Genomic DNA, 18,284 nt, shown 5'->3' on the forward strand with positions numbered 1-18,284 from the left:
CACGTGCGCCAAGCCCCTCGACGACCACGGACGGTCACCCCGTCCCGGCCTCCCGGTTCGAGCCCCCCAGGCTCACGCGTCTCGGTCCCAGGGGACCAGTAGAGGCTGTCACCAGGCAAAAGAGGCAGGGGTCCACCTCATACGTCATGATTCGGTCATCTTCACGTCATCTTCTGTTCAACCGGATCCGGCGTCGATCCATGACTGATCGTGATCAGGGCTGGTACTCGTACGCGCCCAGATCGTCGTACCGGCGGGGACCTTCGGCGTACGTGTCGGTGGTCCCCGGATCGTCGACGCGCGGGTTCCCGTCCAGGTCCGTCGACTGCTCACCGGACGCTCCCGAATCGGCACGGTCGATGGCTGCGGAGCCGCCCGTGAGCCGCAGGTTCCAGGACGCGGCCGCGACGAACTGCGGGTCGGCCTGGACCCCGTGCGCTTCCTGATGAGTCGCGGCCTGCATCGCGGCGAGCGAGGTGTACGTGGTGCCGAACGCGTACAGCTTGCCGCTCCTGGTCAGCCAGACGAGGTTGTGGTCCACGGTCGTCGACGACGGAGCCGAGTCCCAGATGCCGATGTTGCCGGCCCGCCGCGAGCACGAGATGCCCTTGTACGCCGGGTAGACGGCGTTGTCGACCGCCACGTTGTTCAGTACCTGGTAGTTGCCCGAGGTGCCCTCGACGTTGATGCCGGTCGTGCAGTTGCGGTAGACGGTGTTGCCGATCAACCGGCCGCCGGTGACGTTCAGGTCGTCGATGCCGTGATCGCCGTTGTTGTAGGTGACGTTCAGGGTCGCGAGGTTGTTGTTGCCGCCGGTGTAGAACTGGATGCCCGAGTCCTCGTTGTCGTGGGTGACGTTGCGCAGCACGGTGTTGCCGGGGCTGATCACGTTGATCCCGTTGGCGTTGCGGCGGAAGCCTTCGGCGTTGAAGCTGGCCGAGTTCCCGTCCACCAGGATCCCGGTGGATCCGGACGTGAGCAGGATGCCGGTGCCGAAGTTGTCGTGCACATTGTTGCCGCTGACAACCGATGCGGTGGAGCCGCGGACGCTGATCCCGTACGCCGTCTTGCCCGACACCGGTTGCCCCGCACCGCTCACGGTGTTGCCGCTGACCGTGACGTCGTGGCTGCCCGACACGTAGACACCGTCGTACCGGGTGCCGGTGAACGTGAGCCCGGACAGCGTGATGTACGCGCGCGACGAGATGTTCGCGCCGTAGCTCGCCGGCGCGAGAACTGGGTGCCGGCCGGGCCAGTTGGTGATCGTGATCGGCGCTCCCGACGTACCGGAGACCGCCGGTTTGACGGTCTCGGTGTAGGTTCCGTTGCCGATGTACAGCGTGACACCGGCGGCGAGCTTGCTGACACCCTTGACGACGGTGCAGTACGGCGTGGTCGCCGTACCGGGCCCGGAGTCGGAGCAGCCGCTCGCGGTCTTGTCGACGTACAGCGTCGTCGTCGCCGCTCGTGCGACGAGCGGACAGGTCACTGCGGCAGCCGAGAGCACGATGATGCCCGCTGCCCTGCGCGGGAGCTTCATCCCTCCAGCGTGGCGGTGTGACGTCCCGATCGCATCGCGCAATCGGCGTAAGCCGGCTGCGACGCAGACACGGGAACGGGCTGCGTACGCCGGATGCCGGCCGATCGTGGAGTGCGGTCGCGACGAGGGGGTGTCGTCGACCGCCATCGACGCAGCGCCCGGCGCGTGTGGGTCGCATCCGGGCCAGTTGCCGACGTACGCAGCGGGTTCCCCCTTGCAGGGTGGCGCCCTGCGGTCACAGGCGGCAAGAAAGATGACGCCGCCGTCATCGACCGGTCAGCTACGCGGCAGTTCCAGGACGAACACGGCACCGCCGGCCGGATCGTTACGGGCGGTCAGGGTACCGCCGTGCGCGATCGCGGTCGATCGAGCCACGGACAGTCCGAGACCGGTTCCCATCGCGCCGTACGGGGGGTTGCGATGCCAGAACCGGTCGAAGACGTGCGGCATGTCCGCCGGCTCGATGCCGGGACCCGAGTCGCGTACCTCGACGGTGCAGCGATCACCGCGGCGGGTACAGCGCAGGCTGATCACCCCTCCTGGCGGCGTGAACTTGACGGCGTTCTCGACCAGCGCGTCGAGCGTCATCTCGATCCACTCCGGATCCGCCATGATCAGGCCGGTCGGCTGCGGGTCGACGTGCCAGATCCGGTCCGAGCCCGCCGACCAGTTGGCTGCGAGCTCGCCGACGAGATCACCCAGATCGGTCGGCTGCTTGGACAGCGCACTGCCCGAGTCCAGCCGGGCCACGGCGAGCAGCCGGTTCGACAGCGAGGACATCCGGTCGAGCTGGAGCATCGCGACCGAGAGGTCCGAACGCACCTCGTCGTCCAGGCGTTCGCCGGCCACGAGCTCCAGATGGCCGCGGGCGATCGTCACCGGCGTCCGGATCGCATGCGAGGCGTCCCGGAAGAACTCGCGTTCCCGATCGACCGCGTCGAGCTGCCGGCCGGCGATCGCCTTCAGCTGTTCGACGGCGGCCACCCGGCGGCGGGCGTGCCAGACCATCACCAGCAGGACCAACGGCATCAGCGGGATCTCGGCCAGCTCCGGGTCGGCCAGCCGGCCCTCCGAGGCATGGATGATCATCAGCCAGCCGCTCAGCAAGGTGATCACGACGGTCGCTGCGATCGTCGGCACGAGCGGCCAGATCCGGTAGCCGTACGCGATCGCAACCGCGAGGAACATGATGTGGAACGGACCGGCCTCGTGTCCGGGTCGCGCGAAGATCAGGCCCATCATGGCGACCACGAACGCCGCCACCGCGACGTCGATCGCGACGTTGACGCGCCGCCGCGACCGGAGCAGGTGGAGGCGGCGCGCCACGAGGTCAGGCGCTCTGGAGCTGATAGCCGACATTGCGCACCGTCACGATCAGCTCGGGCCGGATCTTCGACCGCAGCCGGCCGACACAGACGTCGACGACGTTGGTGGACGGATCGAAGTCGTACCCCCAGACCTCCGACAGCAGCTCCTGGCGGGAGCAGACAACGTCGGGGTTGCGCATCAGATGCCGCAACAGCAGGAACTCGCGCTTCGACAGCGCGGTCGGACGGCCGTCGACCATCAGTTGCCGGGCCTCCAGGTCGAGGACCATGTCGCCGACCCGCAGCCGGTTCTTCCGCCGGTTCGTCGCGTCCTCGCCGAGCCGGCCGCGGACCCGGGCGATCAGCTCCCGGATCGCGAACGGCTTGGCGAGGAAGTCGACCGCGCCGAGCTCGAGGCAGCTGATCCGGAGCTGCACGTCGGCGGTGGCGGACAGCACGAGGACCCGGTAGCCGGCATCCTGTGCGAGCAGCGCCGACAACACTGCCTCACCGTGCATCCCCGGCATCACCAGGTCGAGCACGATCATCGCCGGCCGCTGCTCCAGCGCAAGCCGAAGTCCCCCCAGCCCGTCGGTGGCGCTGAGCACCTGGTACCCCTCGGCCTCGAGCGCCCGCCGTACGAACCGGATCAGGTCCGGCTCGTCGTCTATCACCAAGATCTTGGTCATCGTCGCCCCCTCCGCTGATGACCGTGTGTAGCTGTGCGGCCATTCTGAAACCTCCGCCCCCCGCACGGAAGCCCTCGTAACCGTTTCGTGCCAGCACGCGCGGCGTCGGTTGGGTCAGGGCCTTGCGGAGCGTGGGGATCAGCCGCCGTCCTGGTTCAGGCGGTAGCCCATGCCTCGGACGGTTTCGATGGCGTGGCGTTCGTAGGGGGCGTCGAGTTTCAGGCGTAGGTAGCGGATGTAGACCTCGACGACGTTGGGGTCGCCGTCGAAGGCCGGGTCCCAGACGTTCTCGAGGATCTGGGTCTTGCTGACGGTCTCCCCGCGGTGCCGCATCAGGTAGGAGAGCAGGCCGTACTCGCGGCGGGTCAGCGTGACCTCCTGCCCGGCGCGTTCGACCCGGCGCCGGACGGGATCCAGGACCAGGTCGCCGGCCGTCATCACCACCGGGCGCTCAGGGGCGCCGCGGCGGATCAGGGCCCGGAGCCGGGCGATCAGCACGATGAAGCTGAACGGCTTGGTGAGATAGTCGTCGGCGCCCAGGTCGAAGGCGTCGGTCTGGTCGTAGTCGCCGTCCTTGGCGGTCAGCATCAGGACCGGGGTCCAGACGCCCTGCTCGCGGATCTGTTCGAGAACCTTGTAGCCGTTCACCTTCGGCAACATGATGTCCAGGACGATGACGTCGTACGTGTGCTCGGTCGCCGCCCAGATCCCGTCCTCACCGTTGTGCACGACCTCGACGACGAACCCGTCGTCGGTCAGCCCGTGCCGGATCGTCTCCGCCAGTGGGACCTCGTCCTCGACTATCAGCACCCGCATGCTTCCAGTGTCCGGCGCCGCCGCTGAGAGCAACCTGAGCGACCCGCCGTCAGGGGAGCGGCAGGGTGACGGTCGCTGTCGTCCCGCCGCTCACCGCGGCGGTGAGGGTGACGGTGCCCTGATGCGCCTTGATGATCTCCTGGACGATCGCGAGACCGAGGCCGGAGCCTCCGCTGGCCCGGGCCCGGCTGGTGTCCAGCCGGACGAACCGCTCGAAAACCCGGGTCCGGTCGACTTCCGGGATGCCGTCGCCGTCGTCCTCGATGGTGACGATCGCCGACCCGTGCCGCTGAGTCGTACTCAGCCGCAGCGTGCTGTGGGCGGCCCGCGCCGCGTTGTCGACCAGGTTGCGGATCAGTTGACTGAGCCGTAGCGGATCGCCCACGACGCGTACCGGGTGGACGTCGGTGACGATCTTGAGGTTGCTGCCTGCTTGGCGAAGGCGCAGGATCTCGGTGTCGACCAGATCGTCGAGATCGACGTCGGCCCGCTGCATCGGCAGGGCGGCGTCGTCGGCCTTGGCGAGCAGCAGCAGGTTCTCGACGAGGCGGCGCATGCGTTCCGACTCGCCCTGCATCAGTAGGTGCAGAGCCTGCCACGACTCGCCCTGCGCAGCAGGCGCGATGACCTCCAGACCGGCGGTGACGGTGGCGAGCGGCGACCGGAGTTCGTGGCTGGCGTCGGCGACGAACCTTCGCTGGGTGGCCTGGCCGGTCTGCAGCCGATCGAGCATCTCGTTCATCGTCGAGGCCAGCCGGGCGACCTCGTCGTCGGTCTCCGGTACGGGCACCCGTTCGGTCAGATCGCTGGATTCGATGCCCTGCACCCGCCTCCGGATCCGCTCGACCGGCCGCAGCGCCTGGCCCGCCAGCAGCCAGCCCGCGACCGCAACCACGATCAGCAGGACCGGAAAGCCGATCACGAGGTACTCCGCGACAGTACGGATGGTCGCGCGCTGGGTCCCGACCGAGCTCGCGACCACGACTGTGTAGAGCTGATCGCCGTACTGCGCACCCCGCGCGACGATCAGATGATCGTGATCGTCGTCGAGCAACGTCAAGTCACTGACCTCCGCGCGCTCGATCGTCCCGGCCGGCGGCGTCAGCCGGGTCAACGCCTTGGTGTCCGCCTGCGGCGAGGACGCGGCGACGACCTTCCCGGCGCGGTCCAGGACCTGGATGACCTGGCTCGGCCTGGTGGTCTGGACGAGGTCGTTGCCGAGGGCACTGACTCCCTCCGCGCCGACCTGGTTCGCCACCTCGATCGCGCGTCCGTCGGCAGCGTCCGAGACGGTCGCGATCAGAGCTCGCTGGAGGAGCAGCAGCAGTACGGCCGCGCCGAGCGCCATCGCGGCCGCGACGACAATGACCGCGGCAGCAGTCGACCTGCTCCGCACACTCGACCGGCGCAGCCTCGTGCTCAGCTTGCGTACTACAGACACCACGCGCTCCCTCTCCGGTCAGAGGTCCAGTGTCGTCACGAGTTCCTGAGCGCCCGCTGAGGAGACCTTTGTGCGCCGGGCTCAGCGTGCCCTCAGTACGAGATTCCTAGCGTCGTCCTCATGAGCTTGGATGATCCGCGCCGGCAGGACCTGATCGGCTGGGGGAGGACGGTCCATCGGTCCGCCGAGGTACGGCGGCCTGCAGTCGATGGCGACGGACTCGTCGACACTGTGCTGGCGGCGCCGAAGATCACAGTACGCGGGGCGGGCCGCAGCTACGGGGACGCCGCATTGCCCGGAGCGGGAATCGTGGTCGACATGACGTCATGTCGCCGGATCGTCTCGTTCGATCAGGGCAGCGGGGTTCTCGTGGTCGAGGCGGGCGCGCTGCTCAAGGACATCATCGACCAGACATTCCCGCTGGGCTGGAAGCTTCCGGTGGTACCGGGGACCGAGCGGATCACGGTCGGCGGGGCGGTCGCGAGCGATGTCCACGGCAAGAATCATCCGGGCGCGGGATCGTTCGGGAACCATGTGCTGTGGCTCGAGTTGCTGCGGTCAGACGGGCAGGTCACGGAGTTGTCGGCCGGCAAGGACGCCGACGGGTTCTGGGCCACGATCGGCGGCATGGGGCTGACCGGGATCATCCTGCGAGCCGCGATCCAGTTGCAGCGCGTCGACACCGGGTGGCTGATCCGGAACCGTCGTCGGACGGGCTCGTTCGAGGAGACCATCGAGGCGATGCAGTCGCTCGCGGAGCAGCAGGAGCTCGATCCGGACCGGCATGCGGTCGCCTGGCTGGACGGGCACGGGCACGGGACGGCGTTGGGTCGGGGGATCGTCGACGAGTTCTACAGCGCGTCGACGCTGGATCTGCCGAACGGGGTCGCGCCGTACCCGGAGCTGAGGGTGTCCGGCACCCGGCAACGCCAGTCGCTGCCCGGACCCGGGGTCGTCTCACGAACGACGATTGCGGCGGCGTCCGCGGCCCGCTGGCATTTGAGCCGTTCGGTGAACTCGCAGATCGTCGCCCTGCGGCCGGCGTTGTGCCCGTTGGACCGCGCCGAGGGATGGCCGGCTGCGTTCGGGCGCAGGGGACTCGTCCAGTACCAGTTCGCCGTACCGCCCGAGGACTTCGGCGTCCTGCGGGAGGTTCTCGAGTTCCTCGCGACCCACGGGATGACTCCGGCCCTGGCCACGCTGAAGAACCTCGGCTTCGGCACCGCCGGACCACTGTCGTTCCCGATTCCGGGCTGGACGCTGGCGCTCGATCTGCCGGCCCGCTGGCTGCACCGGCCGGACACGCTGCGGCCCGTCGACAAGTTGGTCGCCGGGGCCGGCGGCCGGGTCTACCTGGCGAAGGACTCGGTGACCGATCCGGAGGTGATTCCGTTGATGTACCCGCGAATGTGGACTTGGCGGAGCACGCAGCAGCGACTGGATCCGGTAGGACGCTGGACCTCCGGCCTCGCCGAGCGGCTGGAGTTGCTGTCATGACGGGAACGGCGTTGCTGGTCGGTGGATCGTCCGAGATCGGCATGGCCGTGTTGCTGCAGTTGCTCGGGCCGGCATCACGTCAGGTCGTCCTCGCCGGGCGACCGAGCGGCGAGCTCTGGCGGAACGCGGAGCGGCTGCGCGACGCCGGGTACGCCGTGTCCACCACGCAGTACGACGCCGGGTTGAATGGAGACGACCTCGACGCGATGCTCGCGGAGGCGTCCGCGGAGCAGCCGCTGGACCTGGCGGTGGTTGCGGTCGGCTCGATGTCGTCGAAGTCGTTCGAGGAGGGCGTGGTCGTGAACGGACTCGCAGTCTCGTTGCTGCTGCGCGCCTTGGTCCGGCGCCGGACATCCCAGATCGTGTTGCTGTCCTCCGCGGCCGCGGTCCGTCCGCGGCAGTCGATCGCGGCGTACTCGCTCGGCAAGCAGTTGGCCGACTCGACGGCGGTGCTGCTTGCCAGGCAGGCGGCGGAGACGGGGGTACGGATGCTTGTCGTACGTCCCGGATTCGTGGCGACACGGATGACGGCGGACCTGAGAAGGCCGCCGTTCGCCACTGATCCCGAGCGCGTGGCCAGGCGCGTCGCGTCCGCGGTCGAGTACCGGAAGACTGTTGTCTGGGTGCCGCGCGTGATGGGTCTGGTCGTCCGGATCCTCGGTGTGGTCCCGCGGCGGTTGCTGCCCGCGGACTGGCGATGAATGTTCTCCGCTTCCTCTCAGGCCACCCTCGGTCTACTGGCGTCATGAAGCAGAACGCACGACCGCGGAGGCGTCGCCGAGTGCGGAAGCGATGGATCGCTCTGGCCTGCTGCCTGTTGCTGGTCGTCCCAACGGTGTCGTACGTCCGCGCTTTGCTGTACCCAGGCAACGCGAGTTTCGGCGTACGGACGGTTGAATGGGTGCGCGACCACGGCGGTGGCGCGATCATCGATGCTGTCGAGACCTGGAGGTACTCCCGCCAGCAGCCACCCGCGACCGGCGCACCGGTCGACGTGACCGGCCCCAGCAAGGTGCCGACGCCGAAGGTGGGCCACCCGCCGACGGCAGCACTGCCTAGGGTGCGGTTGCTGCCCGGCGTGACACCGCTGGCGCACGAGGGCGTCTGGTCGGAGGCCCGGGCGTCGCGTATCGGCGTGCCGCTGGTGTGGACGAGTTGGTTCCGCGCCGATCCAGGCCATCTGCCCGTGTCGGTAGCCGCGGCGCTCCTGCCACGCAAGAGCTATCACTTGCACCTCATGCCGGGGACACGGGAGCCGATCGTCGGGATGCCCTCGAAGGACGGGTACTCCGTTCCGGCGGCCGACCGGTCCGCACTGGTGGCGACGTTCAACGCGGGCTTCAAGATGAAGGACTCCAAGGGTGGGTGGTGGACCGCCGGCACGTCGGCCGTGCCGCTGACTGACGGGCGCGCCTCGCTGGTGATCCTGCGCGACGGATCGGCGCAGATCGGGACCTGGAACCAGACCGTCCGGATGACGAAGAACGTCGTTGCGGTACGGCAGAACCTGGACCCGGTCATCGTCGACGGCCGCGTGGTCGACGGCCTGACCGTGAACGCGAACGGCCGGTGGGGGACGGTCCGAAGCCAGTTCCAGTACACCTGGAGATCCGGCGTCGGAATCGATGCCAACGGCAACCTCATCTACGTCGCCGGCAGCAAACTCACGTTGGCGACGCTGGCCGCGGCGATGCATCAGGCCGGCATCGTGCAGGGCATGGAGCTGGACATCCACGCCGCAATGGTGAGCTTCGACATCGAGCAGCCCGGCGCGAACGGTGTCGTGAACGGGAAGCGACTGCTCGGGTCGATGAACTCGCCGGCGAATCGCTATCTGGTCGACGACCAGCGTGACTTCTTCTATGTGACGGCATCATGACCGACTTGCGGACTCCCTCGATCAGTACGGCGCGTGTGTCGCTGATGCGTGCGCTCCTGCAACTCAGCAGACCGCAGCAGTGGCACAAAGCCGCGATGGTGTTCGCGGCTCCGGCAGCGGCCGGCGCACTGACCTCGCCGAGCGTCGTGCTGCAGGCCACGCTGGCCGCGATCGGGTTCACCCTGCTCGCAGTGGCGATCTACGCGTTCAACGACATTCGCGACGCGCCCGACGATCGGACGCACCCGCGCAAGCGGTTGCGGCCGGTCGCGTCCGGTGCGATCAGTCCGGCGCTGGCTGGGACGTTCGGCGTGTGCAGTGCGCTGGTCGGCTTGGCGATCACGAGCAGCCTCGGTTGGACGACGTTCGGCATCGCGCTCGCCTATCTGGTCGCTCAGGTCCTGTACGTGCTGGGCCTCAAGCACGTCGCGGTGGTCGACCTGATCATCGTTGCCCTCGGCTTCGTCCTGCGTGCGGCCGCGGGCGGGACCGCGGCCGGGCTCCCGGAGTCGCACTGGTTCCTCCTCGTGTCGCTGTTCGGCGCGATGTTCCTGGTGACCGGCAAGCGCAAGGCGGAGTTCATCGCCGCCGGAAACGCCGTGAGCCGACCCGTCCTGGCTGCGTACTCGGCATCCTGGCTGGATCAGGTGATGACCGTGTCGCTTCTCGGTACGGCGCTGTCGTACGGCATGTGGGCGTTCCAGTACATCCACTACGACGCGTACCGCGAACTGCTGGCCGTCTCGTTCCTGCCGTTCTTCACCGGCCTCCTCCGGTACGCCCTGCTCGTCTCCACCGGCCGCGGTGAAGAACCCGAACACGAGATCTTCCGCGACCGGGTCCTGATCCTGGCCGGCGCAACCTGGGCCGCCCTGCTCACGATCGGCCTGTACTTCGCCTGACCGATGGCAGCCGGCCCTGCACGGCGCAGTCGTCGGTGATGGTGTCGCTCCGTTCATGGAGGGGCCGCTCGCTCCGAAGTTGGTTGAACGCGCGCGATGGATGCGGGTCAGCGCTCCCTCCACGTGCTGGTGGTGGGGGTTGGGTGGGTGCCGGTGTGGTTGACGATGAAGGTGAAGCCGTGGGGGCTGGTCCATTCGATGGCTCCGTTGGGCAGGCGTCGGTTGCGCCAGGCGCCGAAGGTTTTGGCGCGGTGGTGGAGTCGGGTGAGGGGTATGAGGTTGTTTGTGCTGGTTTGGCCCGGTGGGTCGGGTGGGCCGGTGGGGTTGGGTGGGCCGGTGCGGTCGTAGGGGGTGGTGCGGTCGTTCGGGGTGGTGTGGTTGTAGGGGGTGATGTGGTCTTGGTCCATGCGTTGGGTTGCTTCGGCGGCGCTGTACGGGAAGGTGTCGACGGGGTGTCGGAGGCGGACGCGTTCGCGGATGCGGTCGGGGATTTCGTAGGCGTGGACGCTGACTTGGTCGTGCAGGTCGATGACGGGTTTGATGGTGATGTGGTTGTGGCCGAGGAGTTCGGTGAGTTGGGAGGCGAGGAGGGGGCCGAGTTCTTCGACGCGGAGGACGCCGGTGCCGGTGGCGAGGGTGTGGTCGGTGAGGTGGACGTACAGGGTGTGGCGGGTCTGTCGGGTCTGTCGGCCGGTGCTGCTCGGGCCGAGGCCGTTGCGGCAGGCCTCCTGCTTGATCGCCGCCAGCCGCGCGGGCAGTTCACTCGCGAGCATCCGCCGCGTGAAGGCGTCAACTCCCTCGCCGTTCGCAACCGGTTCGCCCGCAAGGGCTGAGTCGGCCGGAGCGGAGCCGGTCGGCGCGGAGTCTTCGGACGGGGCCCACTCTCCCTCGCCTGCCCACACTCCGGCATCGTCCAGCCCGTCATCCAGCACTTCGTCCAGTCGGTCGGCCTGAGCTCGTTCCCTGTCCTCGTCCGGCTCTCCGTCGTCGGCCCGTCGCCCGTCCGGGGCAGGGCCGCGCACGACCGTTTCGCCGGAGTCGGGCTCGGCGTGCACCGGTGTGGGGTGGGTCGGCGTGCGATGGGCGGGATGGGCTGGCGCGGGATCGGCGGGTGTGGGGGTGGACCGGGCGGTGTGGGCGAGGTGGCGGGCGACTGTTAGGAGTTGGTGGGCGGCGGCGGGGTCGGCTATCCAGCCGATGGCTTTGGCTCGGCGTTCGTTGAGGGGGTCGGTGTCGCCGAGGGTTTTGAGGGCGCGGGCGAGGTCGTCGATGGTGGCGTCGAAGCGGATCACGTCGCCGGCGGCGGCGCGGACCCAGAAACGCTTGGTGCCGTGGTCGTCGGACGGGGCGACGAACACGCCGCGTTCGCGGGCGGTCGCCTCTGCCTGGGCCCTGGCCTGCTCGGGATCGGCGTCCCACACGGCCGCGGCAATGATCTTCCCCAAGGCATCCGGAGTGACCGTGTTCACGATCCGGGCCACGCGCCGGTCCACGATCGCGGCCGCTTCCAAAGACAACGCCAGGCAGGCGTGCGCGACCTTACGGGCACGCCACGCGACCGCATCACCGGCCAGCACCTTCGCCCAGATCCGCGGCAGCCGATGACGCAGCGCCAACGCCTCACCGATCAGCGCAGCAGCAGCACCACTCGACATCCGCAGCACCGCACCGAACTCGATCGGCGCAAACTCCGCAACCCCAGGACAACCGTCACCGCCATACACCTGAAGCCGCTCATACCCCGGCAACGATTCATAGCCGGGCACGACGGCATGGCGGTCCGCGAAGGCCAGCGCGGACTCCAGAATGCGCACGGCGGCACGGTCCTGGATCTGGGCGAACTCCGACGCCGCGGACAGCAGCTCCGCGGTCGCGAGGTCCCCCAGATCGCCTTCGAACATGTGTTTGATTCTACGCCGTAACCACTCCGTTACCAAATCGGCGATCAGGTCGATAGGCTAGTACGTAGTGCGTAGTAGGCTGACTGCAAGGAGGACGGATGCAGGCGAATGATGCGCAGACGTTGGTGCTCTCGGCGCTGGCTGACGGGCCGAAGCACGGGTATGCGATCAACCTCGCGATAGAGGAGCTGACCGGTGAGCGTCTGGGCGCCGGCAGTCTGTACGGCGCGCTGACTCGGCTTGAGGCGAAGGGTCTGGTCGAGACGCTCGAGGAGCAGGGGCGGCAGCGGCCGGTGCAGCTGACCTCGGAGGGCCGTTCCGTCCTGGAGAAGGAGCTTCGGGCGATGGCGCGGCTCGCCGACGCAGGGCTGCGTCAGCTTGGACTGAAGCCCACATGACTCGAGCCGTCGGCCGGGTTGTGGTCGGGTTCTATCCGCGGGCGATCCGGGAGCGCTGGGGGCAGGACCTTGCCGGGGAGATCGACCGGGAGGGCTGGCGCGGGCTCCCGCAGTTGGCCGTCGCGATCGCCGGGATGTGGTTGCATCCGGCGATCTGGCCGACCTCGTCGTCCGCGGAGCGGCGTCGGCGGGTCGCGGCGCTGACCGTTCTGGTGGTCGGCGCCGGCTGGCTCACGGCGCACGCGGTCTTCGAGTTGACCGGCGCGGTTCCGAGAGCAATCACCCACTCCTGGCTGCTCACGGCCTGCGACCTGGTGACCTTCGCGGGGTTCCTGATGGCGGTGCCCGTGCCGCGGTTACGTCGTACGGCGCTCGCTCGCCTGGCCTGGACCGTCATCAGGCGACTCACGCTCCCATTCGGTGCCGGAGCGGCCGTTGTGTACGCGGCCAACCATGACACGTTCACGAGTCCGATGATTCGCGTACTCGTGGTTGTCGGCTGGTGGCTGATTCTCGTGCTGGCCGCCTCGCAGGTAGTGCGCACCGTCGCAGACGTTGACCTCGGGGACGTCTTGATGCCCGGTCCGCGACGCCTTGGTCTCGGCCTCTGGCTGGTGGCGTTCGGGCTGGCCGTCAGTGGGGTGACGATCCTGATCCAGGCGTTGACCGGGGGCAGCGACCGGGTCGCGGGCTTCCTCGGCGGTGCCGCTGTCCTCGCCCTCGGGGTGTCGGTCAACGGAACGGTGCGGGATCTGGCCGAGGTTCGACTCGCCTGAGGTTCACTTCGGCCCGCGGACCTTGGCCTCGGGGTACTTGTCCGGTAGTGCGTCCAGCCCGGATGCCGTCGTACCGCGCGTGACATGGTCAAGAAAGGTGGCGACGTAGTCGTCCTGGATCGCGAGCAGGCGCTTGCCGTTGATGCTCCCGAGGCCCAGCAGCCCCCGGAGCGGGGGAGCGACGAAGTAGGTGCTGTAGTCGGTGAAATTCAGGTGATGGGCACCTGACACCGTCACCAGCCACCGTTGGCTTGTGCTTGCCTTGAGCAACATGGCGGCCGTCTCGACCTCGCCCCCGGCGTCGTGGCCTACAGGCCCGCACGTGCCGGTGATGCAGGAGTCCTCGGAGCCCAGCATCAGGAACGGCGCCTGCAGGCCTTTGCCGACCACAGCCCCGAACTGGGTGCCGTCCAAGTCGACCGCGCCGGCGCAGCGTTGGTCCGTGCGGCAGGCTTCCAATGACGACGCCCCGCCGAACGAGTGACCGACGTAGGTCACCTTCGATCCGACCTTGCCGGCGAACTGGCCGGTCGTCCCGAGTGTCGTGACCTGATCAGCGACAAAATGCGCGTCCGCCGCCCACTCTGTCGCCAACCGGTCGCCGGTCTGCTGTGCGGTGCCGGTATGCGCGCCCAGCTCGGGGGGATTGCCCTGGGCGTTCCTGCCGACGACCTGACCGCCCAGGACGGTCACGTTCGCGCTGTAGGTCGGCGTGAGGCCGGCCACGATGTAGCCGCGGCTCGCCAGGCTCTCCGCGAGGACGGTGTACTGCGGTGCCGAGAAACCCATCCCCGGCTCGAGAACCACCACCGGGAACGGTCCGCCGGCGACCGGCGCCCCACTGATTGCGTGGATCTTGATCCTGCTGAAGTCGCTCTCGAACCAGCTGACCGGTTTCCCGAACGCAAGTCGCGACCAAAGTCCTGGCGTGTACGTCAACGCCTTGCCCTGCGCGGATCCGGGCGCCGGATACCACAGCCAGACCGCCAGCCGTCGAGGCCCGTGCTCGGCGTCCAACGGGTCGGTCCGCGAACTGTCCGCCCATTCGAAGCTCGTCCGGCCGACCTTGTACGGGCCGGACAATGCCGGCGTGTCCGTCGAACGTGAGCTGAGCAGGCCGACGACCAGTACGTACCAGCCGCAGACCACCAGCAGCCCTCCGACGACAGCCGCGACGATTCGCGGCCAACGCCACCTGCGTTTCCCGAGCTTGACCATGCGGCCATAGTACACACCACGTACTACGTACTGCGTACTAGACCGGTGGAGGCCAGCAGCAACCGAAGCTACGGCCAACTGAGGGAGAGCTGAGTCGCGCTGGTGGTTAGCGCAGGGAGGCGAAGAGGTCGTCCAAGGGTGCGGCTGGGGTGCGGCCGTGTTCGACGTACCATTCGCGGCCGAGCAGCGCGCGGAAGAGCCATTGGGGGAGCTTGAGGAGGAGGGCGAGGGTTCGGGCGCTGCCGTCGGAGCTTGCCTGGCTGGCGTGGGCTGCGAACGAGGCGCGCTTCTGCGTCGCATAGCGCCGTACGTCGACTCGATGGGTGATCGCGGCGCTGGGGGCGTAGGCGCTGTCGTAGGCAGCGGTGGATACTCCGGGCAGGATGCCAGGGATCGCCTCCACGATCCGGATCAGCCGGCGGATCAGGTGCCGATCGATCGTTGCCTCCAGCACCAATGGCGTACGGGCGCGCTCGGCGGCGTACGTACCGACGGCATGGACCTGCCGATGATCAGGATGCCCGTACCCGCCGGCCGGGTCGTAGATTGTCAGCGCGTCGGCCTGTTCCTCGCGCAGCAGCTCGATCAACGGCGCGGCCGCGTCCTCGACCGGGAGCGTACTGAAACCTTCGTCGTACGGAACCTCGGACGACCCGGAGTCCTTGAACCCGAGCCGTACGACGCGCGCACAGCCCAGCGCGGCAGCTGATCGCTCCAGCTCATCGCGCCGGAACGCGGCCAGCCCAGGCCCGGACCGGTACGCCGACGCAGCCGCACCGGCCTCACCGTCGGTGGCGACCGCCAGGACGACGCGATGCCCTTCCGCGGCAAGGCGCGCGAGGGTGCCTCCCATCAGCAGGGCCTCGTCGTCCGGGTGTGCGTGAAACGCCACCAGAGTGAAGGATCTGGCCATTCTCCGAGGATGGCACGCCGCGTGCCGTGGGGCTAGTTGCTCTCAGCACCCTCTCAGGGCTCGGGTACCACGCTGTGTTCGATGAGCGAGAACGAACAGCGGCCGGAGGTGTGACGGTGCTCCGCGCGCGACGACGTCTGCTGACCTCCGTGCTGAGCGGGTTGATCACGGCAGCTCTGGTGATTTTCCTGCCCAGAGCGGTCGGTGCGACCTGGAGCGGGATCGGATCTGTGCTCGACCGGCTGTCCGTCGGATCGTTGGCATTGCTGACGATCGTGTGGATCGCCGGTCTCTGGGCGCATTCGTTCGTCCTGGCCGCGTCCCTGCCAGGACTGACGAAGCGCCGCGGCCTGACGTTGAGCCTGACCGGGAGCGCCGTCGCCAACGTGCTGCCGCTCGGCGGTGCGGCAGGTACGGCGCTGAACTTCGCCATGATTCGCCGCTGGGGCTTCACCCCGGGCGCGTTCGGTGGGTTCCTCGCCGTGACCACGTTGCTGAACGTCGTCTCCAAGCTCGGTGTGATCGCTCTCGCGCTCGGCCTGATCCCGGTCCTGCACAGTGGGCACGCGTTCGGTCCGGCGAGCCTCCTGTTCCTCCCGGTGCCCCTTGCGGTCCTCGGCGGTGTCTGGATCCTCGCTGATGAGCGGGCAGCCGCTGGTGTCGGCAGAGCGCTCGACAAGGTCCTCGGAGTGATCCGGCCTACCCACCTCCAGCGTCGGCTGCCCAGGCTGCGCCTGCTGATCCTGCGGCTCATGCGCGACGGTTGGCAGTCGATGACGCTGGGGATGGTCGCGTACCTCGCGCTGCAGCTCGCACTGCTCTGGCTGTGCTTCGCCGTGCTGCACGTACCGCTCAGCATCCCCGTCCTCTTCACGGCGCTGGCTGTAGAACGTCTCCTCACGCTGGTGCCGATCACGCCGGGCAGCGCCGGTGTCGTCGAGGTCGGTACGACTGCGGCGCTGGTCGCGCTCGGTGGCGATCCGGCCGGAGTTGCCGCCGGTCTGCTGTTGTTCCGCGGGTTCACGTACCTGATGGAGATCCCGGTCGGCGGTGTCTTGCTCGCCGGTTGGTCCTGGCTCCAGCGCCGAACCGGTCCTAGTTCGCTCGACGGAGTGACCGGATGAGGATCGCGCTCGTCAGTGACTGCTACCTTCCCCGGCTCGGCGGCATCGAACTGCAGGTCCACGACCTCGCCGTCCACCTGATCCGCGCCGGCCACGACGTCACCGTCTTCACGATCACGGAGGGGTCCTCGGTGGCCGGAGGCATCCCGGTGGTCCGATTGCCGGCCCTCGCCGGCGTACCCCTCCCGGCAGCGGTCGATCGGTTACACGCCGCGTTGCGCCGCTTCGATGTCGTACATTGCCATTCCTCGTTGGTGTCACCGCTTGCCTGGCATGCCGCGCGGCTGTCCGACAACCCGCTTCTCACGCTGCACTCCCTCCCCAGCCCGTCGACGCCGTGGCCGGTCGCGCAGATCGATCGGTACGTCGGCAATGTGCAATGGACCGCGGTGAGCGAGACGGTGGCGCGCGTACTGCAGAAGCACCTTCCGCAGCGGCCGATCGGCGTTCTGCACAATGGTGTCGACCCGGCACCGTGGCGGCAACCTCGCCGTACGGACCGTCCGCTCACCATCGTGAGCACGATGCGGCTGGCGCGGCGCAAGCGGCCGATGGCCATGTTGCCGATCTTGGAACAGATCCGCTCCGAAGTACCCTCCGGAGTCCCACTTCGTGCTGTTCTCGTCGGCGACGGACCGCAGGCAGCCACCGTCACGAGGGCCGTACGGCGTCGCGGGCTCGGCGACTGGGTCGAGCTGCCGGGTCGCCTGACCCGCTTCGAGATCCAGCAGCTCTACGCGTCCGCGGATGTCTACCTGGCGCCCGCGGAGCTCGAGTCGTTCGGCGTGGCGGCACTCGAAGCTCGCTGCGCCGGGCTCCCGGTCGTCGCGATGGCCTCCGGCGGCGTCCGCGAGTTCGTCCGCGCGGGCAGCGAGGGCTACCTCGTACACACCGACTCCGAGATGGCGGCCAGCACAGCGAGCCTGTTGACCAACGCCGCCGACCTCTCGCGAATCCAGGAGTTCAACCGCTCCACGGACCCGGTCATGACCTGGACCAACGTGCTCGCCCAGCACCTCGCGGCCTACTCCGCGCAGCGCGTTCCCGCCGCGCTGAGAACCATCTGAGCTGCTACGGGATGTGAGGTCGTTCACAGGAGGTCACAGGGACGGGGCGAGCGGCGTCTCGTGGGCATGACTGATGCCAAGCAGACCTCTGTGCTGATTACCGGAGGCAACAAGGGACTCGGGTTCGAGGCGGCCAGGCGGCTGGGGGAGCAGGGGTGGACGATCTTTCTCGGGTCGCGGGACGAAGGGCGCGGGAAGGCGGCCGCCGACGAACTGGCTGCCAAGGGCGTGAACGTGGTCCTGGTGGTGCTGGACGTGACCTCGGACGAGTCGGTGGCCGATGCTGTGCTGCGTGTACGGGAGCACACCGACCGGCTGGATGTGTTGATCAACAACGCGGGCGCACCGGGGCACGCCATCACGCCGGCCGATGCGACCGTCGCGGAGATCCATCCTGTGTACGACACGAATGTGTACGGGCCGATCAGGGTCACGCATGCGTTCCTTCCGCTGCTGAAGGCGGCGGAGAACCCGCGGGTTGTGATGGTGTCGAGCGCCGGGGGTTCGTTCGGCGTGGTGACCGATCCGGAGCAGCCGGTCTCGAAGATGCACGAACTCGCCTACAGTTCGTCGAAGGCGGCGCTGAACATGCTGACCGTCCGGTACGCCCAGGCGCTCCCGGACATCAAGTTCAACGCCATCACTCCCGGCGAGGTCGCGAACCGCAAGTTCGCCGCGACCGACATGAACCACCACACCGGTCAGTTGACCGTCACCGAGGGGACCGACTGCATCGTCAGACTGGCGACGATCCCCGCCGACGGACCGACCGGCACCTTCACCGACCGCCTGGGCCCGGTCGCCTGGTGAAGGTAG

Annotated in this window: 17 protein-coding genes; 9 read left to right on the forward strand and 8 right to left on the reverse strand. The window is 68.4% G+C overall.

Annotation, left to right across the window (positions count from 1 at the left end; all coding sequences use genetic code 11):
* Positions 1-214: 214 nt before the first annotated feature.
* The 5 genes from ACGFI6_RS35305 to ACGFI6_RS35325 all read right to left on the reverse strand — a co-directional run bounded on the left by ACGFI6_RS35305 (position 215) and on the right by ACGFI6_RS35325 (position 5,793).
* On the reverse strand, positions 215-1,540 hold the full coding sequence (locus ACGFI6_RS35305; protein WP_393126477.1) for a right-handed parallel beta-helix repeat-containing protein: 1,326 nt from the start codon (positions 1,538-1,540) through the stop codon (positions 215-217).
* A 276-nt stretch (positions 1,541-1,816) separates the two neighbouring features.
* Positions 1,817-2,866, reverse strand: coding sequence for a sensor histidine kinase (locus ACGFI6_RS35310; protein ID WP_393126479.1), 1,050 nt, complete (start codon positions 2,864-2,866; stop codon positions 1,817-1,819).
* A gap of 4 nt (positions 2,867-2,870) precedes the next feature.
* Positions 2,871-3,536 carry a response regulator transcription factor gene (locus ACGFI6_RS35315; protein ID WP_393126481.1) on the reverse strand — a complete coding sequence of 222 codons (666 nt, stop codon included), beginning with the start codon at positions 3,534-3,536 and terminating at the stop codon, positions 2,871-2,873.
* Between the two features lie 138 nt (positions 3,537-3,674).
* Entirely contained in the window at positions 3,675-4,352 is a 678-nt protein-coding gene (locus ACGFI6_RS35320) for a response regulator transcription factor (RefSeq protein ID WP_393126483.1), read from the reverse strand.
* Positions 4,353-4,401: 49 nt separating this feature from the next.
* Positions 4,402-5,793, reverse strand: a complete 1,392-nt coding sequence (locus tag ACGFI6_RS35325; protein WP_393126485.1) for a sensor histidine kinase — start codon at positions 5,791-5,793, stop codon at positions 4,402-4,404.
* Positions 5,794-5,913: 120 nt separating this feature from the next.
* On the opposite strand from ACGFI6_RS35325, the gene ACGFI6_RS35330 reads away from it, so the two are divergent.
* From ACGFI6_RS35330 to ACGFI6_RS35345, 4 genes are all read left to right on the forward strand, one after another.
* Complete coding sequence (locus ACGFI6_RS35330; protein ID WP_393126487.1) at positions 5,914-7,290, forward strand: FAD-dependent oxidoreductase; 1,377 nt, start codon at positions 5,914-5,916, stop codon at positions 7,288-7,290.
* Complete coding sequence (locus ACGFI6_RS35335) at positions 7,287-7,991, forward strand: SDR family NAD(P)-dependent oxidoreductase (protein WP_393126489.1); 705 nt, start codon at positions 7,287-7,289, stop codon at positions 7,989-7,991. Before ACGFI6_RS35330 ends, ACGFI6_RS35335 begins: the two co-directional genes overlap by 4 nt.
* Before the next feature lie 80 nt (positions 7,992-8,071).
* Positions 8,072-9,169 carry a phosphodiester glycosidase family protein gene (locus ACGFI6_RS35340; protein ID WP_393126491.1) on the forward strand — a complete coding sequence of 366 codons (1,098 nt, stop codon included), beginning with the start codon at positions 8,072-8,074 and terminating at the stop codon, positions 9,167-9,169.
* A complete protein-coding gene (locus tag ACGFI6_RS35345) occupies positions 9,166-10,071 on the forward strand; it encodes a decaprenyl-phosphate phosphoribosyltransferase (protein WP_393126493.1) in 906 nt (301 codons plus the stop codon). Before ACGFI6_RS35340 ends, ACGFI6_RS35345 begins: the two co-directional genes overlap by 4 nt.
* A 107-nt stretch (positions 10,072-10,178) precedes the next feature.
* Here ACGFI6_RS35345 and ACGFI6_RS35350 read toward each other — a convergent pair whose 3' ends face one another.
* Complete coding sequence (locus ACGFI6_RS35350) at positions 10,179-12,008, reverse strand: hypothetical protein (protein WP_393126495.1); 1,830 nt, start codon at positions 12,006-12,008, stop codon at positions 10,179-10,181.
* A 62-nt stretch (positions 12,009-12,070) separates the two neighbouring features.
* Here ACGFI6_RS35350 and ACGFI6_RS35355 point away from each other — a divergent pair, with 62 nt between their 5' ends.
* The gene (locus ACGFI6_RS35355; RefSeq protein WP_393126497.1) at positions 12,071-12,370 is read left to right on the forward strand and encodes a PadR family transcriptional regulator; all 300 of its coding nucleotides are present in this window, start codon (positions 12,071-12,073) and stop codon (positions 12,368-12,370) included.
* The gene (locus ACGFI6_RS35360) at positions 12,367-13,146 is read left to right on the forward strand and encodes a hypothetical protein (RefSeq protein ID WP_393126499.1); all 780 of its coding nucleotides are present in this window, start codon (positions 12,367-12,369) and stop codon (positions 13,144-13,146) included. Before ACGFI6_RS35355 ends, ACGFI6_RS35360 begins: the two co-directional genes overlap by 4 nt.
* 3 nt (positions 13,147-13,149) lie before the next feature.
* Here ACGFI6_RS35360 and ACGFI6_RS35365 read toward each other — a convergent pair whose 3' ends face one another.
* On the reverse strand, positions 13,150-14,364 hold the full coding sequence (locus ACGFI6_RS35365; RefSeq protein WP_393126501.1) for an alpha/beta hydrolase family protein: 1,215 nt from the start codon (positions 14,362-14,364) through the stop codon (positions 13,150-13,152).
* Between the two features lie 106 nt (positions 14,365-14,470).
* A complete protein-coding gene (locus ACGFI6_RS35370) occupies positions 14,471-15,277 on the reverse strand; it encodes a PIG-L deacetylase family protein (protein WP_393126503.1) in 807 nt (268 codons plus the stop codon).
* A gap of 116 nt (positions 15,278-15,393) precedes the next feature.
* Here ACGFI6_RS35370 and ACGFI6_RS35375 point away from each other — a divergent pair, with 116 nt between their 5' ends.
* From ACGFI6_RS35375 to ACGFI6_RS35385, 3 genes are all read left to right on the forward strand, one after another.
* Positions 15,394-16,401 (forward strand): YbhN family protein, encoded by a 1,008-nt coding sequence (locus ACGFI6_RS35375; protein ID WP_393126505.1) that lies wholly within the window; start codon positions 15,394-15,396, stop codon positions 16,399-16,401.
* Positions 16,398-17,468, forward strand: coding sequence for a glycosyltransferase family 4 protein (locus ACGFI6_RS35380; RefSeq protein WP_393126507.1), 1,071 nt, complete (start codon positions 16,398-16,400; stop codon positions 17,466-17,468). The genes ACGFI6_RS35375 and ACGFI6_RS35380 overlap by 4 nt, the downstream gene beginning before the upstream one ends.
* 90 nt (positions 17,469-17,558) lie before the next feature.
* Positions 17,559-18,278, forward strand: a complete 720-nt coding sequence (locus ACGFI6_RS35385; protein ID WP_393126509.1) for an SDR family NAD(P)-dependent oxidoreductase — start codon at positions 17,559-17,561, stop codon at positions 18,276-18,278.
* The last annotated feature ends 6 nt before the right edge of the window (positions 18,279-18,284 follow it).

The sequence above is a fragment of the Kribbella sp. NPDC048928 genome (genome assembly GCF_043197975.1).
Classification (GTDB): Bacteria; Actinomycetota; Actinomycetes; order Propionibacteriales; family Kribbellaceae; genus Kribbella.

Coding starts and splice junctions, on each gene's coding strand:
- ACGFI6_RS35365 (WP_393126501.1), bottom strand. CDS start 14,364: ATGGTCAAGCTCGGGAAACGCAGGTGGCGTTGGCCGCGAATCGTCGCG.
- ACGFI6_RS35330 (WP_393126487.1), top strand. CDS start 5,914: ATGAGCTTGGATGATCCGCGCCGGCAGGACCTGATCGGCTGGGGGAGG.
- ACGFI6_RS35345 (WP_393126493.1), top strand. CDS start 9,166: ATGACCGACTTGCGGACTCCCTCGATCAGTACGGCGCGTGTGTCGCTG.
- ACGFI6_RS35335 (WP_393126489.1), top strand. CDS start 7,287: ATGACGGGAACGGCGTTGCTGGTCGGTGGATCGTCCGAGATCGGCATG.
- ACGFI6_RS35370 (WP_393126503.1), bottom strand. CDS start 15,277: ATGGCCAGATCCTTCACTCTGGTGGCGTTTCACGCACACCCGGACGAC.
- ACGFI6_RS35315 (WP_393126481.1), bottom strand. CDS start 3,536: ATGACCAAGATCTTGGTGATAGACGACGAGCCGGACCTGATCCGGTTC.
- ACGFI6_RS35355 (WP_393126497.1), top strand. CDS start 12,071: ATGCAGGCGAATGATGCGCAGACGTTGGTGCTCTCGGCGCTGGCTGAC.
- ACGFI6_RS35380 (WP_393126507.1), top strand. CDS start 16,398: ATGAGGATCGCGCTCGTCAGTGACTGCTACCTTCCCCGGCTCGGCGGC.
- ACGFI6_RS35305 (WP_393126477.1), bottom strand. CDS start 1,540: ATGAAGCTCCCGCGCAGGGCAGCGGGCATCATCGTGCTCTCGGCTGCC.
- ACGFI6_RS35360 (WP_393126499.1), top strand. CDS start 12,367: ATGACTCGAGCCGTCGGCCGGGTTGTGGTCGGGTTCTATCCGCGGGCG.
- ACGFI6_RS35320 (WP_393126483.1), bottom strand. CDS start 4,352: ATGCGGGTGCTGATAGTCGAGGACGAGGTCCCACTGGCGGAGACGATC.